Consider the following 18262-nt stretch of genomic DNA (forward strand, 5'->3'; position numbering starts at 1 on the left):
CTCATTGAGGCATTGTTATTAATCTCTGGGAAAGTTCACGGGTAACAACGTTTTTTCATCCTTTTTGCATTTTCTCTCGCTCTGTTTCTATCTTCTCATTTAGCTCTGGGGCCAGTTCTTTTGCTATCTCCAGTGCAACCGTCAGCAGGCCAATTGCTAGCTTAGCTGTTCTGCTATTATTAACATTTGATGGTGCCTGAACATCGGCAGTTTGCGTCGTGCTCTGCCACCAGTTAATAGCGGTATCGATCACCTTATTTAACACAGCCGGGGCATTGTCATCTGCCTTTAAATTACGCATCTCGTAGAACAAACTTTCCGCCATTAATTCGCGCCAATGCGACGGTCTCTCTGTTTCAGGTTTTTGCAGCGTTATGTTGATGGTTTCTCGATAAATATCTTTATTCGACTGCAGAATGATTGACTGAAGGCGTTTTACTCCTTTTACGTTAACTAGTCCTCGTTTGGTCATCTTAGGCGGGTTAATTAATAGATTTTCAGCTAATGGTTCATCGCTTAGCATTTCTACCATGCCTGATGGTGCAATACTAAAGTTCGCTTCAAACAAGGTATTGGAATACTGAACGGTTGCTTTTGCTAGCCAATGCCCGCTATTTTTAGGATCTGGCGTTACTGTCAACGGACGTATCTTACCCTCGACTTGCAACCTGTCCTCTGCTTTCACACTTTCAGCCCAGGGCAATTCTTCTAAAGATTCGACAAGCCGAAAAGGTCCTTCATCGCCTTGTACATATAAACAAAAAAAACGAATGTAAATATCGACAAATTCAGAACTGTTCAAAGAAAGTTTTTGTTCCTTGTTGATATGATGAATGGGCGGGCTTGTACCATTTAAGAAAGTTACACCATTGGGTAGGGTTACAATGGTAACCAAGGCCCTTTCCCCTAAGCCATCCATATAAGTTGCTTCTAGAAGCTGACCGTCTTGGTAAAACGGCAGGTTTAACGCTTTTATTTGAACCTCAGATGATACAAAAAGTGCAGGTGGTAAGCCGTCTGTGGCCGCTTGGAAGAAACGCCGCAGCGCTTGGCGATATTCATCACCTACGAGTGTTCGCCAGGCTCCCTTCATGTTCGGTACTGAGCTAGTCATACTGGTAAGACTCGGTTCAGCACTATTCAAAAAGCTTGGGAGCTTATCATGCGAATCCTGTTGAACTACATAACCCGCCGACGTATAGCGCAGATAGTCTTCTGCAACCGGAATAACCTCTGCCAATATAATCTGATCGCTCATAATTACACTTCCACTCGGGAGAAGATCTATTGTGACGGTGAACAGAGTATCGTTAAGGAGCATTGTCGCCGATCCCGTCCAATAACCTTCCCGTGCTGGATTGTGCGTCATTTCAATGGGGCGCAACAATTTGAGAATGTTATCGCGCTGGCTTTTATTAGCTGTATTCAACCAGTTTATGTCCGCTTCATTTTCGACGATGATAAAGCGACCATGGCGGCCCATAATATAGGCAAAATAAAATCGAATGTAGTCTGTCGCAGTGTCCTTGTTTCGAATTGACAGCTCGTCGGCGGCGGCTCTAATACTCGAATAGTGATCGTTTAGCTCATATACCTTATTTGGGGTAACCAGTATGGCCACTATCGGGGTTAAACCTGTGGCACTGGCATATTCGGCTTCCAGTAATTTAGCTTCAGGGAATGAGGTCAGATTGGTTTGTCGAATGTGTGCAATGCTGTCTTCCAATTTTGTATTTTTGAACTGTTCTAACGAGGCAAAATACTTAATGGCATCTTTCAGGGCATCACCGTGTAGGTCTTGCCAATTACCGCTCATCAATGGTTTTCCTATCCAACCGTCTTGCTTTAGCGCCGCGATTCTATTGCGAATATCTCTGGCTTGTTTTTCGCTAACTTGCGGAAAAGGTGCAATATTGGGTGTGGTATAGCGGCTGACCGTTGTGTCGAAGTTGCGCATACGAGTTAAGCCGTCTCGTAGTGCTTGCTCCAAATGCGAATACTCCGCGCATAACTGCTGTTCAGCTTTTGCTGCCGACGCTCCCACACAGGTGTTGGATTTGCTGGCCAATATATTGCTCATTGAACGCCAGTCGTTTATTAATGTTTCTTGTTTCGCGCATGGAAGTCCGTCTGGAATTTTCTGAACGATAGTTTTGGCACGCTCGATAATGGGTAGATTGTTCCATCCGCTATATTTCTTCTGAAACCAAATTGCTGACTCTAAGCTCCACAAGGTGTTTTGCACGTCATTACAGGTTAAGGGGCGTTCAATAGAGGCTTGTTCGATGACATTTAACGAACGTAAAGTTTCCTCAAAAGTTCTGTTCCCATCTTCTAGCTTATGATAGAAGTTTGCTCTAACCCTATGCAGATAATTGAAACTCGCGTGATAGTTCTTAATACCTAAGGTTTGAAGCGTTTTTTCTGCACCAAAAATGTTATCAAAGAGTGCGTCAGGCACGTTTTTACTTTGGCTGGACATAAGTGACACTTGATCAATAAGCAGCCAAAAGTTTTGTATTTTTTCTGAATCATTTTTAGGTGTACCTAGTGTTAAGGACGCACGTTGAAGCACTGCCTCCGCCTCTTTCCATTGCTGGTTGGCCCGATAAAAATCAATTCGACCGTTGGAATGCAAGAAACGCAATCGATTCAATTGCTCACTTTCCGCACCTAATGCTGCGGCTAGGTCAATTAACATTTGCTGTTGCAGTAGTTGCTCCTGAGCTTCTTTGAACAGTGTAACTTTTTGATCTTGCTCATTTTCCTTTTTTTGCTTGGCGTCATTGATTTTTTGCTTAGTAACAGCCCAGTGATAGGCGAACTGCTCCAGCAATGTCTGTTCATCTATCGGTCCGTCTTCGCGCAGGCGAGCAAATAAGGCGCCTCGTGTGAGGGCGTCTATTTCAGTGACTTCTTTTAAGCCAATTTGATCGGCAATCAGTTGGTGATTGGCCAGATTATCAATAAGACTTTTTTTCCAAGCTCGATTGTCAGGGTCACTGATAAGCAATTGATCGTAGTAAGCGATGACCTCATCAAGTAACGTAATACCAGCGCCTAAGTTGTCTTCTTGTTGCAAAATTGCTGCGCGTAGAGCTTTAATCCGATTCGCTAAGTGGGGAGAATTTCCCAGGTCAGCTTCATTGAAATATTGTTGAACTTTCTCAATGCCATTTTTCCATTCTGGGTTCAGAGATGAATTTTCACCAATACGCTCTCTTAGATATTTCTCTCTTTCATAGGCGGTAACTAAAAGCTGCGTTACTTTGTTGCCTGTTTCTGGGTTATTTGTAGTGTTTTGTAGTGTTTTTAATTCATTTAATAGCGACTGGTTTAGATCTAATGCTTGGGTAAGATTGCCCTTGTCTGCAGCAAGATCAACTTGTACACGCTTAATTCGAGCATTCAGCAAGCGAGTCTTTTGTTGCAATAAATCATCAAGCCTGTCGAAATTAACTTGGCTAATAATTAACTGAGCATTTTCAATACTCATCATTGCCAGCGGCTTGTCAAAAAAGATCCTGGCTGATTCAGCCATAGTAATTTGTGCTTCGGCCGATTCAATAAGGCTGCTAATGCCATCCAATTGGGGTTGATTAGCGTATAGTTGGGTGGATTTTTTTGCGTAGGCATGAGCCTTGTCTGTCAGGCCAAGTTCTAACGCCATTTCAGACGTCGAGGTGAGCAAACGCCCATAGCTGCTCGTAAGATAATTCGACCCGGTAATGTCAGTCGCCAAAGTACCTAAGCGATGGTCAATTGTGGCGGCTAGTGCCATTTTTTCTGGAGCGGGGGTGTCCCACGTATCTTTGAGTTGGTCTATCACTTCGATGGCGAGTTTATCAACCGATTTAAGTGATAGATCTAATGCTGAAGAGGCTTTGTCCGATTGATTAAAGGCAATGCCGCCGCTAAATATGGCAAGTGTAGACAGCACCAATAAGAGGCCAATTGCAAACTGATATTGACGCAGTCTTTTTCGGCGGCGTGACTGGTGGTGCGCATCAGATAAAGTGATGTATTCTTGCAGTTCAGGTTGAAGCTCTGCTCGCCAATGTACCAACATATCTTGAGCTTCTGCCAGAGGTTTACCCTCTGGGAGCAGATAATCGTCGGCCTTTTTCTTATCACCTTCTTTTTGTCGCTCTTCGTTCCATCGGTTGTAGGCGTTTTCCATTCGAAAACGGGCTTGCAGAAATTCTTGTGAATCGTCTAGCCATTGCTGCAACCTGGGCCAACATCGAATGATGGCTTCATGTGCGAGCCGAATAATTGTACCTGAATCATTGTCACTGCGAGATTTGACAAGTAACCTGGCTTGAACGAACGCTTCATGAATCCTTTCATCTTGAGCTACACCAACGGTTAATACCTTGGCGCCAAGTTTTCTCTCATGATCAATGGTTACCAGAGAACGAAATAACCTGGGGACAAGGATATCTCGCGATGTGGTTGGCAAAGATTCCCATACGGCCTCTGCACGTTTTCCCAACGCACCTGTAACACCACCAATATTTCGGTATGAGTCAAACGTCAAAACACGGCTATCGCCCCTTTTTTCATATAGTTCCCGTAAGGTGTACTGTAGTAACGGCAGCGCATCTGGCTCTTCGAGAGCATCGCTAAGCAGATATTGGTCGAGTCTCTCGTCGGATTGGGGGTGTTTTTCAAATTGCAGGCCGGACAGCCAGGCGGGTTCGGTAATCACCCGATGCATGTATGCAGCGCCAAGTGGCAGAACATCGTACTGACTCCCTTGTCCTTTTAGCGCCATCCACTTGGCATAGTTTTGTAGGTCTCCATAGAAATCGCTTCGTAGCGTTGCCATTACCCAAACTGAACCACTGCTTGCTAATACGCTGATAACCTGGGCAAATGCGTTTATTTCATCTTCAGTGATGGTTGGATTGCTTAGCAATTCCTCCAGCTGATCGATAAGTACAACCAGACGAACAGCACCGCCGACAGTCTCAGCTATTCTCCTTAATTCAGGGAGTAAGGTGAGTTTGACGGCTGTAGTGGGATTCTCGCGCAGGGCCTCTATGAGGTCATTCTGAGTAATTCTGTTGTTCGCACTGTCGAACAATTCTGGCAAGGCAGTAGCTGAGGCAAGAGTTTTAACTAAACCTGTTATCAAGTCATCGGCGTATTCGCCCGGCGTCATTACCATATAGCGACACTGCGCTATGTTCGAATCGTAATGTCTTATCGCCGGGATAATACCGGCTTTTGCTAAGGAGGACTTACCGCTACCGCTGGCGCCGACGAGCAAAACAAATGCAGATCCTGCTTCATTTTGTTTTTCGAAGAGTATTTGAACCTCGGCAATTTCTTGCTCGCGACCAAAAAATATCTGCTCATGTTCAACATCAAAGCTTTCCAAACCTCGATAGGGAGAGCCTTGTTCGGCAATATCCCAGCCTTCTTTTAGTAAATGGTCGTTTTGAAGCAGTTCATCCAGTTTGGTTTGCAAATGCACCCGCAGCCTGGCGGCGAAGCTGCTGGGCCCATCATAGCTGGTATATGCCCTTTTATTGCTACCATCCACCTCATCATAAAAATATTCTTGTATAAATTCTTCAGCGAGACGATTTTGAATAATCGCCTCTTCAATTTGGTTGTGTGATTGTTCGAGCAAACGACGATTGAACGCTTTGTCGTCTTCCCGACGATAGGCGAGGATTGATGGCCGGCTGCCAAGCCCTCTTTCTTTGGCTTTTTCTCTAGCCTGAAGCATGAGGTCAAACTCTCGCTCCGTGCCTGATTTATATTGGCCCCCGTCCGGTCTCAATATCTTACTACCCAGCGGTGAACCAAGGCGCGACCACAAAATAAACACAGCGATATCTATGCTGCAGTCACTGTCAATTATCTGTTCAATTCCCTCCTGAAATGAAACTTCAGCATCAAGAAACATGTCCTCCCACATTACAGGTACGAGTTCTAGCTTGTGGGTGTATCGTCTTTGTAAACGACGGACGACCTCTTTGGCTCTCTCTCTCTCCTCTGCTACATCACTTGGGGATGAGATGAAAATCCTTACAATCTGCATGCCAATTCCTTTTGTTTTTGAGCTCAGGAGTTATATAGAGAAACGCTAGTAAATGTCTGGGTGCTGTAAGCTTACTCGCCATTAAAAATTACATACATATTTAGCTGGAAGGCCTGATGGGAGAGTTACTTTTGCGAAATATATGAGTAGTTGATGAATCACGCTAAATCCTTTTCTGATTACCCACAATGCTCAGTTAGCGCTTAGATAACGAATCTGAAAGCCTTATCACTTAAGGCTTGTAGCGAATCTGCATTTATTGTTCGTGCAATCGAAGGACAGACAACTTTCCTCCAATGCCAGAAAAATAGCTACTTTCAGGACGTTATCGGTAGCATGACTAAGCATTGTGGGTAATCAGGAATCTTTCTGGTTGTTATTTGTTCACTTATATGAGTTTGCGGTACAAAAATCAACCATTCCAGCGCAAGTGGATTTATTAAGAATAAAAATGGGTGTTTCATAAGCTCGGCTTCTACCAAAATTCAGTGGATACATCTACAAAGGGGCATACTGTGTCTTAGGGGAGCGTCTATGACCAAGCGAAGAATGTATTCCCACAGTTCAAACGTGAAACCGTAGTTTTAGCCCAAGTTGGCAAAATCCGTCGATGGCAACATTGTGTCAGTTCGAGTCCGCCCCCAAGCACCATAACTTTCCCAAGATTCGGGTATACACGCCTGTGAATTAAGGTCTTATTCAGCCGTACTTGAATCTTTACTCTCCCCTTGATTTGCAACTGGCGACTTTGCTGCCAATCAGGTATTCAACACGCTCTTGCTGCGAATTGACCAGATCACCTGGGATTGTCCTGTACGCCTTATATAGGGGATGGTCTGCGAGCAGTTGGGCTTCCGCCTCAGTGCCCTTAGCATTGTCGCGATAAGGTGAGATGACGCTGACATACTTAGCAAAGGCTGCGGAGAGGTTGTCGCATATATACTGATTCAATGTAGTGTGATGGCTGAGAAAGCTTTGTTGGGCAATTGCCTGATTGATTAAGTTGGGCAAAGCGCCATTGTTAAAATCAATCCCGCCTGTACTTTCACCGCCCAGCTTGAACAGCGTAGCTAAGCCGCTTTGAATCTGTGCGGTCGTGGCGGTAGAAAATTCAATAGGTGGTTGTGCTGATAGCGCTTCTTCAAGGCTTGCCAGTAATGGTGTGAAACGTATAACAAAACAATCCCGATCCGGCGCTTTTTCGGTCATCGCATCACACACAGGCTCAGCGGCATTGACCACATCAAATAATTTCTGGTTATTGGCCGCTATGTCATCCCGCCAGAAACCAATGGCAGCAATGCGATAGTAACCCAGTGCCAGTTTGGCTTCGTTACTTTTCACGGCGGCAGTGGCGGCGTCATATGCATAAATGGCGAGCAGTTCTATGGCAGGCTTGGGCGTTCTGTCATCCTTGGCGTTGGCCTCAATTAACAGCCTTTCTAATTCACTGTCGGTGGTATTTAGGTCACTCGCCATCTCATAGCGTTCAGTGGACAGACACCCCTGCATAACTAACAGTGAGGCTGCTATTGCAGCGCTTTTTAACAGTATGTTCATGGATAAAACGTCCTTATATCAGTCTGCCAAAGGTAAGCCATTGGCGACAACGTCAAAGACTGTCGCCCGGATATAGGCAACTATAGTTTCGCTGCCCCATTTAGCGGGTGAGTCATTAATGTCTGCAATTAACTCGGCAAAATAGCTATCGAGTAATGTGGGGTCTTGAACCAGCTCACTAATGTCACCAGACAAGGCCTCCAGCAGCAATTGCATGGCTGAATAGAGGGTGTAACCACGCAGCGGTAGTTGTGGTGCCTCGCTCAGCGCATTGTTGGTGAGTATGAGTAGCTGTTTTAATGCTGTTGTGGCCAGCTGGTTGGGTATGCTGCTGTTGTCTAAACCGAATAAGCGCTGCGGATTGACGGCGGCCAGCTCGGCTGCGCTGGCTGCGATCTGGAGCCATTCATCGTTGGAAAGCAACAAGTTGTTGTCATTTGCCATGACCTCCGCGATGCCTTTGATAATTCGTTGATACTCAGGGTGGTTTGTTCCCAGCATCGCGGGAGTGTTGGCGACTTGCTGCAGGATGATGCGCGCGTATTCAAACTGCTGTTTCTGGTTAAACAATTGCAGTCGGCGGTTCTCGGAAATTGCTTCACTTAGATCTGTGGTCATATGCTGAATGACCTCCAGCGCGACATTCTCCCAGGGTTTGTCCGGATCCAAGGCCAGCAGAAGTTCGGCTTGTTCGCCTAAAGTACCGATAACCATGGCGCAAAGGGTAACGCCGAGATTCTTATCAAAGCCTTGGTTGTTTGCCGTTTTCACTGCTGTGGCGGTATTTACCAATAAACTCGTCAGCAAGGCGGATTTGGGGTTTCCCTGCTCATCAATGAAGAGTTGGGGTTTTTCTATTGCGACCGTTAAGGCTGAGTTAAATAACGCCGTTACCCCATGTTTGCTAAATACCGCGGCAATACTTGAACTTGCGGTGGTATTCACACTGGCATTCAGCAAAGCCTGTGTTACTGCCTGCAAGGCGGTACCATTCGCAAACTTGTTGCCAAGAAAGTCCTGGGTATTCGACGAAAGCATGCTGAGTGCCGCCACGGCGGATGGCCCCATCAAGGCTTCGGTAAGTTTTCTATATTCAATCTGCGCTTGAAAGCTGTCAGGAAGGCTATCGTTCACTGGCTTGATTATGCCTTTCACTAACGCTTCAACATTATCGTCTTCAATGATAGTGCCGTCGTCTTCAAGCAAGGTAGTGAGGCCAGCCCTTAGAAACATGCCGAGTAGGCGGCTTTCAAAATCATGGCGACGACCCAGATCACTAACATCATCTGGGATCAGTAAGGTTAAGTTGGTGGCAAACGCCAAAATAAGGGCTTCCCCTCTACTGTTTTCCCCCATGATGGATGGATTGGCGGCAACGAATTCCAGGCCAATATCGGTAATGGTCAGGGCAATACGGGCCCAAGCCGTTGGTGGCTGGTTGTCATGTCGCCACTGCTCTATCATTCGGCCACCAACTAACTGTTGCTTCTCATCCTCCGTGATGTCTATGAAATCTTGTGCTGAGCGAATCTCAATCATCCTGGCAATACAGGCCTGTTTGTTCACTTCAGATGGTGAGTTCCAGACAAAATCAACGGGATCCCAGCCCTGGCTGAAAGGGGGCGTGGTTCGGAACTGTTGGTTGGCATTTAGCCACGACGTGATTTCATCTGCGATGGTCGCTCGTGGCAATCTGATGTTCGGCAGAAATATAGGCTTGTCTTCGGCGCGTTCCACGTACAAGTCGATACCGACCTGCGCAGCCCGAAGTGCTGCTTTGATGCCCGACGTGACTAACAAGATATCCATTTTTTGTCTCCCTTTATCTGACGATTTTGCCTAACCTGATACTGCTTGGGGCGGGTGGCTTAACTGTGGTTGGTGGGTCTTTTATCATATTCGCCGCAAGATTGGCGTTGGTAAACAATGCCAGGTAGTCCTTTGCAACTTGCTCGTCGGTTTTGCTGTCAGTCGTGGTGTTTTTTCCTGTGGCAAAATTGCTGAGTGTGTTGCGAAACAGACTGATGCGTTTAACCACATCAAACCAGAACGGGCCGCCCAGGCCGACAAGCAACCCCGTGATTACTGTTGAAAATAGCCAGGCCATCCCGGCAAATCCCCAAAAACCGACTTTTTGTGCGCTAGACTTGCAATTGGTATAGGGCTGGGGAGCTGCTAAGCGATCGCCTGGTGGATTGGCTGAAGGTTGTTGCGTTGGTGGCGTTTGGGATTCTGTGTCTGGTGTCGAGCACATCAATCCAGCCGCGGTTTGTTCAAAGTATTGCAGGACATTTCTTGACCAGCCTACAGGCAAGTCCAATCCTTTTGACTCCTCAACGGTTTGTTTGAGCCTTTCCACTGCTGCTTGGAATGCCTCTGCATCTTCTGCATCTTTATCGAGGTGCTGCATTCTCTCTTGCTGGGCCTGAGCACTTTCCAGAATCGCTTCAGATCGAGATACCAGCGATTCTGTGAGGCCTCTGTTGTCCAGAAAGGTCTTAGTCATGGCTATCACATTGACATTCAGCAAGATGGCGGCAGCTACTCCGATAATCAGATTGTCCCGCTCGGCGAACTGTTTGAATCTGTGAGAAAAGGCGCTTCCGTAATCCTCGTAACGTCGGACGATGTCGTTGATCAGTATGTGCACTTCCGCGGTGGTTCTATTGGCTATTTGTGCGGCGATCTCGCTGGTAGCCAGTCTCTGAATAAACTGACTGGTAGATAAGGCGTGGTTTTCTTTGTTCAACCTAAGTATATGTTTGACAAAATCGTCTGAAAAATCAGCGGCTTTGGTCAATTTGTGGTGCAGTAACGGTGTGAGTTCAGACTCATAAAAGTCCTTCAACATCAATTTGAGCCCTCTGTATCGGGTCTTCTTAAACCGATAGAGCACTTCCAGAATCATGGATGAGATAGTAGAAAAAATCAGAAAACACAGGGCGATCGCCAGGGCGACTTCCATTTCTCTCATGTGCAATCTCAGCCTGCTTTTTTGCTCGAAAGTAATAGGGTAGTGTGTTTTTTGCACAGGGCAAGCGAAGTGAAAGAGATGAGTTTGCCGATGATCTGTTTATCAAAAGCGGTGTCGGTTTATCGTAGGTAAAGTGCCTTTTGCAACGACCTGAAAAAGATGTAGAAAATCTTCACAGCGCGAACAGACAAGTCGCGCCGAGAAGCATCACCGCCGTCCCTGAGTGTTATCTTTTGCCCGGCATTGTAAGGCCAGCGAGTTGCCTAACTTGTCTTGTTCAGCAGAATTGCTTTGGTAGCAGATTTACTCGGTTAATTTACCTTTCAATTCGCTATCATAGTTATGCTCTGGAGAGCGTTCAATAAATTGCGCATACGCCGCGTTAGCCCTTTCTAACCGACCCTGTTCAAGTGACTGCAATATTAACTGGGCATCATGTTCAGGGTGTGAAAAATGTTTGCTAATGGCATGCATTAAGGCCAGTTCCCGCTCTGTCCTGCATGCAAGAAATTAGTTTCTTTTCTCAACATTCGTTAAACACATGAATACATTGCTCCTGCTGATATCTTCGTCTGTACAGAGGCTCTATTAGCCATTCAGGCCAAACGGGTCATCTATGCTGTGGCTGGGCTTTGTAAACCAGCGTGGGCCTTGTTCTGTCATATAGAAATGATCTTCCAGGCGCACTCCAAATTCATTGGGGGCGACAATCATTGGTTCATTGGAAAAGCACATGCCCGGTGCTAGCGGCAGGGTGTTACCACCGACCAGATAAGGCCATTCATGAATATCCATGCCAATGCCATGGCCGGTACGATGGGGCAAACCCGGCAACTGGTAGTCCGGGCCCAGACCACTTTGTGCCAGCGCCTGTCTGGCTGCTTTGTCTACCTCTTCACAAGCCACGCCCAGTTTGGCGGCGTTAAACGCGGCGGCCTGGGCCTGCTGCTCGGCAAGCCATAGCTCGCGCTGACGGGCACTGGCCTCGCCAAACACATAAGTGCGGGTAATGTCCGACAGGTAGTCATGCACCTTACAGCCGGTATCAATTAGCACCATATCGCCTTGTTTCAGATGCTGGGCATGCTTTACCCCATGAGGAAAGGAGGTGGCCACACCAAACAGCACAATACAGAAATACGAGCCCGGCGCGCCAACCTGCTTATGCGCCTGATGAATAAACTGCTCGACTTCTGTGGTACTGATACCTTCGCACAGAATACTGGCTGCGGCCTTATGCACTGCAAGTGTCATATCCATGGCGCGTTGCATCAGGGCAATCTCGGCCGGGGATTTACGCATTCTACAGTGAGCCGTCACCGCTTTGGCGTTGATCAGAGTTAAGCCCTGCTGTAACTGGTTGATACCATCAAAAATAAAAAACTGCGCGCTTTCATCGATACTGATGGTAGCTTGGGCCTGAATACCCATGTTCTCCAATACCTGAAGAAACAGTGCATAAGGCGATTCATGTTCATGCCAGGGGTTAATCTTGCCGGGTATCTGCATAAAGTCATTCAGGCTGCCAATTTCAAAGTAGGGGGCAATAAATTCCAGCTCGCCCTTGGCTGGCAGGATAGCGCCCACCATGCGTTCGCTGGCGTACCAGCGCAGGCCAGTGAAATACATCAGATTGGTACCGGCATTCAGATAAATGGCATCTATGTCATTGGCCTGCATATAAGCCTGAGCCTTGGCGATACGGGCATGAAATTCCTGGATGCCGATAGGCTGCAGGTCGGTGGTCATATCCGATAAGGTGGCCAGCGCTTGTTCCGGCGTTTTTCCACCGATACCTGGTGTATTAAACATGTTTTTCTCCTGTCAGTTAAAACGACTGATGCAATAAGGCTGCATATTAATGTCGGGCTGTTGGCCTGCCACCAGTTGCGTGAGTAACCTGGCCGTAACGGCGCCCTGGGTTAGTCCTAAATGCTGGTGACCAAAGGCCAGGTACAAATGCGGGTGGTTGGGTGCCTGACCCAGCACCGGCAAGGAGTCCGGCAGCGACGGACGCATACCCATCCAGCGGCTGCCCATCTGGGTATCGGGCAAGTCCTTCAATAGCGCCTTGGCGTGCGGCAGTAGGCAATCGGCCCGCCGATTATCCATTTCCCGCTCCAAACCGGCAAATTCTACCGTGCCGGCCAGACGCAAACCGCCGCTCATGGGAGTCATAATAAATTTACGCTCCGCAGAGGCCACTGGCCGACTGATGGGGTTGTCGACTGGCAGCATCAGGTGATATCCGCGTTCGGTATCCAGCGGCACTTTATAGCGAAGGGGGGCCAGTAATTTTTTCGACCAGGCGCCAGCGCAGAGCAGTGCTTTGTTAAACTCCTGGCTACCAGCTTGGCTGCGCACTTTAACGCCATGCTGATGATGTTCAAGTGCCAGTACATCCTGTTCCAATAACCTGCCGCCAAGGGCGATAAAGTGTTTAGCCAGGCTCAGACATAAGTGTTCCGGGTCGAGGCTGTGCCCCACTTCTTCAAAGAAAAATGCTGATTGCACCCGTTCCGACAATGCCGGCTCCAGGGCCAGAGCTTGCTGGCGGTCCAGCCATTGCAGTTTCACCCCTTCGGCCTTAAATGCCTCAAATTCCCGCTTAATCTGCTCGGGCTTGGTGTCTTCAAAGGTCAGCAGACTGCCGTTCTTTTTAAGCAGGTGGACTAAACCGGCATCGGCCAATAAGGCATCATAAGCAGGCAGGGCCAGCTGGTTAAGGGCTTTAAGCGCCTGAGTATGGCGACGAAAGCGCTGGCTGCGCATATTCCAGGCAAAGCGCATAAACCAGGGCATGGCGCGCAGCAGATAAGACCAGCGAATTCGCAACGGACCGGTGGGATTGAGTAACATAGACGGCAGTTGCATCAGCAACCGTTTATCCGCCAGCGGGAAGACCTGTTCGGTGGCAAAATGCCCGGCATTGCCGTAAGAGCATTCTTTGGCAATACCTTTGCGGTCAATTAAGGTCACGGCGAAACCTTGTTTTTGCAGCGACAAGGCGCAGCAAATACCGATAACACCAGCGCCGATAACGGCGATTGTTTGCGGCTGTTGCATGGGATTACCTGATAAAAAAGCCTTGTGGAAAGGGATCTTGCGCATGCAGCATAAAGCGGTGCTCGCCGGTGATATAAGCCCGGCCAGACACCCTGGGGATCACGGCCTGGAACGGCCCGAAGATCTGCTCATGGCTGATACTCACCGACATGGTGCTACCAATAATGCTTTCAATCTGAATCGGTGCGCTGCCGCTCCAGGCGGCTTTGTACCTCAGCAGCGCGGCCCGGCCACTGACGCCGGTACCGGTGGGGGAGCGATCCAACTCACCGTCGGCAAAGATGCAAACGTGCCGCGAGTGGCTGGTTGAATGTTCAACCTTATCAGAGGTGAAAATCACTCCATACAAAAAACCTAAGTCGGCTTCTTCAGGGTGTATTAGCTGATGCCTGGGCATAATAGCCTGCTTCAGGCGGCGGCCTAAGTCTATCAACTGCCTGGCATTGGCCACGCTGCAGTCCAGCCCTAGTTTATCGGCATCAACGTAAGCATAGTAGGCACCGCCAAAGGCAATATCGTAGTCCACCCGGCCAACGCCGGGCAGCTCAATATACTGGTGGGTAGCTTCGACAAACGAGGGCACGCAATCAAAGCTGACATGCAGCTTATCCTGTTGCATTTCTGCATAAGCCTGAATACGCCCGGCCGGTGCATCGATGCGCACTGTGGCCGGATGGGTCAGCGAGATTGCACCGGTTTCGGCTAGTGCCGTCACCAGGGCCAGAATGCCATGGCCGCACATGCTGGAATAGCCTTCATTGTGCATAAACAACACGCCCATATCGCCATCCCCGCTGACCGGCTCGGTTATCAGCGCCCCGTACATATCCGCATGGCCCCTGGGCTCATACATCAATAGCTGGCGCAGATGATCCAGGTTGGCCATCAGATAACGACGTTTGGCCAGCATGCTATTGCCAGGGATAGATGGGTAGCCGGACAACACAATACGCAAGGGTTCACCTGCGGTATGTAGGTCCAGGCAATGCAACTGTGGGTAGCCGCGCAGGTTTTCGGGGCGGACTTGCATAAAGATCCTTGCTGAAAATCGATATATTGAATATTGTATACAAAATACATATGATGCAAGAAATTTTCACCAGCAGAGGTAATTCACTATGTCTATCAACTGGCAGGGCGTGTATCCCGCCGTCACCACACAATTTAATAGCGACGACTCCATTAATATCGACAGTACCCAACGTATGTTGGATGAGCTGATTAAAGACGGGGTAAACGGCATCATTGCCTGCGGTACGGTCGGCGAAAACTGCTCACTGCGCGCCGATGAAAAACGCACGGTATTGCGCGCCGCCAAAGAAGTAATTAATGGCCGTGTGCCGCTGATTAGCGGTGTGGCCGAAACCACCACCCGTTTTGCCATGGAGTTTTGCCAGGATGCCGAGAAAATCGGGGTCGATGGCGTGATGGTTCTGCCTGGCATGGTGTATCGCTCCACCGAACGTGAAGCCATTCATCACTATCAGCAGGTTGCCCGTAATACCGTGCTGCCGATTATGATCTACAACAACCCGGTCACTTACGGAGTGGATATTGGTATTGAAGGCATGGGGATATTGGCCGAAGAGCAGAATATTGTGGCGGTTAAGGAGTCCACCGCTGATACACGTCGTATCACCGAGCTGTTTAATGCTTTTGAAAATCGTTTTACCGTCTTCAGCGGCGTAGACGATATCGCTCTGGAAAGCCTGATGCTGGGCGCGGTGGGCTGGATTTCCGGTCTGACCAATGTGTTCCCCCGTGAATCTGTGGCTATTTATAAACTGGCCAAGGCCGGTCGCTATGCCGAAGCGCTGGAGATCTGGCGCTGGTTCCTGCCGCTGCTGCGTCTGGATACCATACCCACCCTGGTGCAATGCATTAAATTTGCCGAGCAACTGGCTGGTCGCGGTGTTGAGCATGTGCGTGCGCCCAGACTGCCACTGCCACAGGATGAAAAACAGCGCATTCAGGCCATGTTCGATACCGCCATGCAAAACCGTATCGACCTTAGCAAATTCAACCTGGACTGATATATGCGTAAAGGGACGTTTTTCTGCATCGACGGCCACACCTGCGGTAATCCGGTCAGACTGGTGACCAGCGGTCATCCCAATCTAAAAGGGCAGACCATGAGTGACAAGCGCCAGGACTTTCTGGCCCATTATGATTGGATCCGCCAGGCTCTGATGTTTGAGCCCAAAGGCCACGACATGATGTCCGGCTCGTTTCTGTATCCGCCGGTGAGCGAAGATGCTGATGCCGCCATCCTGTTTATTGAGACCTCTGGCTGTTTGCCTATGTGCGGACACGGCACTATCGGCACTGTTACCTTTGCCCTGGAGCAGGGGTTGCTGACACCTAAAGTGGCCGGGCAACTGCTGCTGGATGTACCCGCTGGGCAGATTCGGGTGGAGTATCAGCAGCAGGGCGATAAGGTGGAGTGGGTGCGGATTTATAATGTCCCGGCTTATCTGGCCTACCAGGATATTCAGGTGAATGTACCTGGCCTGGGCGAGCTGACAGTGGATATCGCCTACGGCGGCAACTTTTACATTATTGTTGAACCACAGGCGAATTTTCCCGGCATTCAGCACTGGTCGGCGGCGCAAGTCCTGCACTTCAGCCCGTTGGTCAGACAGGCGATTAATCAGCAACTGGACTGTATTCATCCGCAGGATGTCACGGTATGCGGGGCGTCCCATTTGCTCTGGACCGGGCAGCCGAAAACCCCTGGCTCTCATGCTGCCAATGCAGTGTTTTATGGCGACAAGGCCATTGATCGGTCCCCTTGCGGCACCGGCACCAGCGCCAGAATGGCGCAGCTGTATGCCAAAGGTAAGCTGCGGGTGGGCGAAGACTTTGTGCACGAAAGCTATATCGGCAGTCAGTTTGTCGGGCGGGTAGAGGGGCTGAGTCAGGTTGGCAATTACCCGGCAATTCTACCCAGCATTCGCGGCTGGGCCAGGGCCACCGGGCAAAACTGCATCTATGTGGATGACAGCGACCCTTATGCGCTGGGATTTCAAGTTATTTAGGGTGCCATCAGAGGGATCCGGGCCGTTTCAGGAAGGAAACAAATCAGAGGAGAACGACATGAACTTAACAGGTAAAAGTCTGATTGCAGGCAAATGGCTGGGGGAAGAAAGCCAGACGGTATTTTATGCCTTTAACCCTGCGCGTAATGAACCGATGCAACAGGTGTTTTTTAATGCCAGTGCTGAGCAAACAAAATTGGCCTGCAGCGCCGCCCAGCAAGCGTTTTTAGCCTACCGGCGCACGTCAGCGGCCCAGCGCGCGGCCTTTTTATGTGCCATTGCAGATGAAATTGCAGGACTGGGTGACGCGCTGCTTACCCTGACCCACGAAGAAACCAATCTGCCTATGGCCAGACTGACGGGGGAGCGTGGCCGCACGATGGGACAGTTGCGCGCATTTGCCAGCCATTTACAAGACAGCTCAGTGGTGTTGCAAGAACAGGCTGAGCCGAATTGCCAACCTTTGCCCAAACCAGCGTTTACCTTGACTCAACTGCCCCTGGGGCCGGTGGCGGTATTTGGCGCGTCAAACTTTCCTTATGCCTTTTCTACGTTGGGCGGCGATACGGCGGCAGCACTGGCGGCCGGTTGCCCTGTGGTGGTAAAAGGTCATCCGGCTCACCCCGGCACCAGCGAATTAATGGCCCTGGCCATTGCCAGGGCCATTGAAACCTGCGGTATGCCACCTGGGGTATTTTCCTTACTACAAACCAATCAGGTGGACTTGGCTCATCAGTTGGTGGCCGACCCACATATTCAGGCTGTGGGATTCACCGGCTCTTTGGCGGTGGCCAGGCATTTACAGCGTACTATTTCTGAACGTGAGCAGCCCATTCCTTTATATGCCGAGCTTGGCAGTGTTAATCCGCAGGTGCTGTTACCTGAGCAGATAGCCGAGCGGGGCAAGGCTCTGGCTGAGCAGCTTTGCCAGTCGTTACTCATGGGCAATGGTCAGTTCTGTACCAGTCCGGGTCTGTGGCTGGTGCCGCAGGACAATGCAGCATTTGCCGCAAGGGTTAAGGCGTTTCTGGCAGAGCAGCCGTCAGATACCTTGCTGACGCCAGGTATTCTGCGTACTTACCAAAGTCAGACCCAGTCGTTGGCCATGAATAGCCGCTTGCAGCAGCTTGGCTTGGGGTCCTTGCAGCAGTCATATCATGCTCAGGCCATGGTTTTTGCCGTTAGCGCGGCAGATTTTCTGGCCAATCCGCAATTGCAGCAGGAGGTGTTTGGCCCTTGCGCCCTGATGGTCAGTTACCAGGATCAGGCACAACTGTTAGCGCTGATTGCGTCGCTGGAGGGGCAACTCACCGCCAGTGTGCATGGCAGTGCCGGGGATATTGCCCAGGCTGATGAAGTAGTGGAGGCGTTAAGCTATAAAGTCGGGCGGCTTATTTATAATCAGATGCCAACCGGTGTTGAGGTGTGTGCGGCCATGAACCATGGGGGCCCTTATCCGGCCTCAACCGATGTGCGCTCCACTTCGGTGGGGCTGCAGGCAATGCAGCGCTTTTTACGCCCGCTTTGTGTGCAGAACGCATCCTGACAGGAGTGACGTTAGTTGGACAA

The 18262-nt window shown here is 49.3% G+C and carries 10 protein-coding genes; 3 read left to right on the forward strand and 7 right to left on the reverse strand.

What is annotated here, in order from left to right:
• Positions 1-55: 55 nt before the first annotated feature.
• The 7 genes from J0A65_RS07700 to J0A65_RS07730 all read right to left on the reverse strand — a co-directional run bounded on the left by J0A65_RS07700 (position 56) and on the right by J0A65_RS07730 (position 14685).
• On the reverse strand, positions 56-6055 hold the full coding sequence (locus J0A65_RS07700) for an nSTAND1 domain-containing NTPase (protein WP_206593562.1): 6000 nt from the start codon (positions 6053-6055) through the stop codon (positions 56-58).
• 717 nt (positions 6056-6772) lie between these two features.
• The gene (locus J0A65_RS07705) at positions 6773-7615 is read right to left on the reverse strand and encodes a hypothetical protein (protein WP_206593563.1); all 843 of its coding nucleotides are present in this window, start codon (positions 7613-7615) and stop codon (positions 6773-6775) included.
• An 18-nt stretch (positions 7616-7633) separates the two neighbouring features.
• A complete protein-coding gene (locus J0A65_RS07710; RefSeq protein WP_206593564.1) occupies positions 7634-9424 on the reverse strand; it encodes a hypothetical protein in 1791 nt (596 codons plus the stop codon).
• Positions 9425-9437: 13 nt separating this feature from the next.
• Positions 9438-10589, reverse strand: coding sequence for a hypothetical protein (locus J0A65_RS07715; RefSeq protein WP_206593566.1), 1152 nt, complete (start codon positions 10587-10589; stop codon positions 9438-9440).
• A 588-nt stretch (positions 10590-11177) separates the two neighbouring features.
• Positions 11178-12401, reverse strand: coding sequence for a M24 family metallopeptidase (locus J0A65_RS07720; RefSeq protein WP_206593571.1), 1224 nt, complete (start codon positions 12399-12401; stop codon positions 11178-11180).
• Positions 12402-12413: 12 nt separating this feature from the next.
• On the reverse strand, positions 12414-13655 hold the full coding sequence (locus J0A65_RS07725; protein WP_206593573.1) for an NAD(P)/FAD-dependent oxidoreductase: 1242 nt from the start codon (positions 13653-13655) through the stop codon (positions 12414-12416).
• 4 nt (positions 13656-13659) lie between these two features.
• Entirely contained in the window at positions 13660-14685 is a 1026-nt protein-coding gene (locus J0A65_RS07730; protein WP_206593578.1) for a proline racemase family protein, read from the reverse strand.
• Between the two features lie 88 nt (positions 14686-14773).
• On the opposite strand from J0A65_RS07730, the gene J0A65_RS07735 reads away from it, so the two are divergent.
• The 3 genes from J0A65_RS07735 to J0A65_RS07745 are packed head-to-tail and all read left to right on the forward strand — an operon-like array spanning position 14774 to position 18239.
• Complete coding sequence (locus J0A65_RS07735; protein ID WP_206593580.1) at positions 14774-15688, forward strand: dihydrodipicolinate synthase family protein; 915 nt, start codon at positions 14774-14776, stop codon at positions 15686-15688.
• A 3-nt stretch (positions 15689-15691) separates the two neighbouring features.
• The gene (locus J0A65_RS07740; RefSeq protein ID WP_206593581.1) at positions 15692-16693 is read left to right on the forward strand and encodes a 4-hydroxyproline epimerase; all 1002 of its coding nucleotides are present in this window, start codon (positions 15692-15694) and stop codon (positions 16691-16693) included.
• Positions 16694-16751: 58 nt separating this feature from the next.
• Complete coding sequence (locus J0A65_RS07745) at positions 16752-18239, forward strand: aldehyde dehydrogenase (NADP(+)) (RefSeq protein ID WP_206593582.1); 1488 nt, start codon at positions 16752-16754, stop codon at positions 18237-18239.
• The last annotated feature ends 23 nt before the right edge of the window (positions 18240-18262 follow it).

It is taken from the genome of Bowmanella yangjiangensis (assembly GCF_017255015.1).
Classification (GTDB): domain Bacteria; phylum Pseudomonadota; class Gammaproteobacteria; order Enterobacterales; family Alteromonadaceae; genus Bowmanella; species Bowmanella yangjiangensis.

Coding starts and splice junctions, on each gene's coding strand:
- J0A65_RS07700 (WP_206593562.1), bottom strand. CDS start 6,055: ATGCAGATTGTAAGGATTTTCATCTCATCCCCAAGTGATGTAGCAGAG.
- J0A65_RS07705 (WP_206593563.1), bottom strand. CDS start 7,615: ATGAACATACTGTTAAAAAGCGCTGCAATAGCAGCCTCACTGTTAGTT.
- J0A65_RS07710 (WP_206593564.1), bottom strand. CDS start 9,424: ATGGATATCTTGTTAGTCACGTCGGGCATCAAAGCAGCACTTCGGGCT.
- J0A65_RS07715 (WP_206593566.1), bottom strand. CDS start 10,589: ATGAGAGAAATGGAAGTCGCCCTGGCGATCGCCCTGTGTTTTCTGATT.
- J0A65_RS07720 (WP_206593571.1), bottom strand. CDS start 12,401: ATGTTTAATACACCAGGTATCGGTGGAAAAACGCCGGAACAAGCGCTG.
- J0A65_RS07725 (WP_206593573.1), bottom strand. CDS start 13,655: ATGCAACAGCCGCAAACAATCGCCGTTATCGGCGCTGGTGTTATCGGT.
- J0A65_RS07730 (WP_206593578.1), bottom strand. CDS start 14,685: ATGCAAGTCCGCCCCGAAAACCTGCGCGGCTACCCACAGTTGCATTGC.
- J0A65_RS07735 (WP_206593580.1), top strand. CDS start 14,774: ATGTCTATCAACTGGCAGGGCGTGTATCCCGCCGTCACCACACAATTT.
- J0A65_RS07740 (WP_206593581.1), top strand. CDS start 15,692: ATGCGTAAAGGGACGTTTTTCTGCATCGACGGCCACACCTGCGGTAAT.
- J0A65_RS07745 (WP_206593582.1), top strand. CDS start 16,752: ATGAACTTAACAGGTAAAAGTCTGATTGCAGGCAAATGGCTGGGGGAA.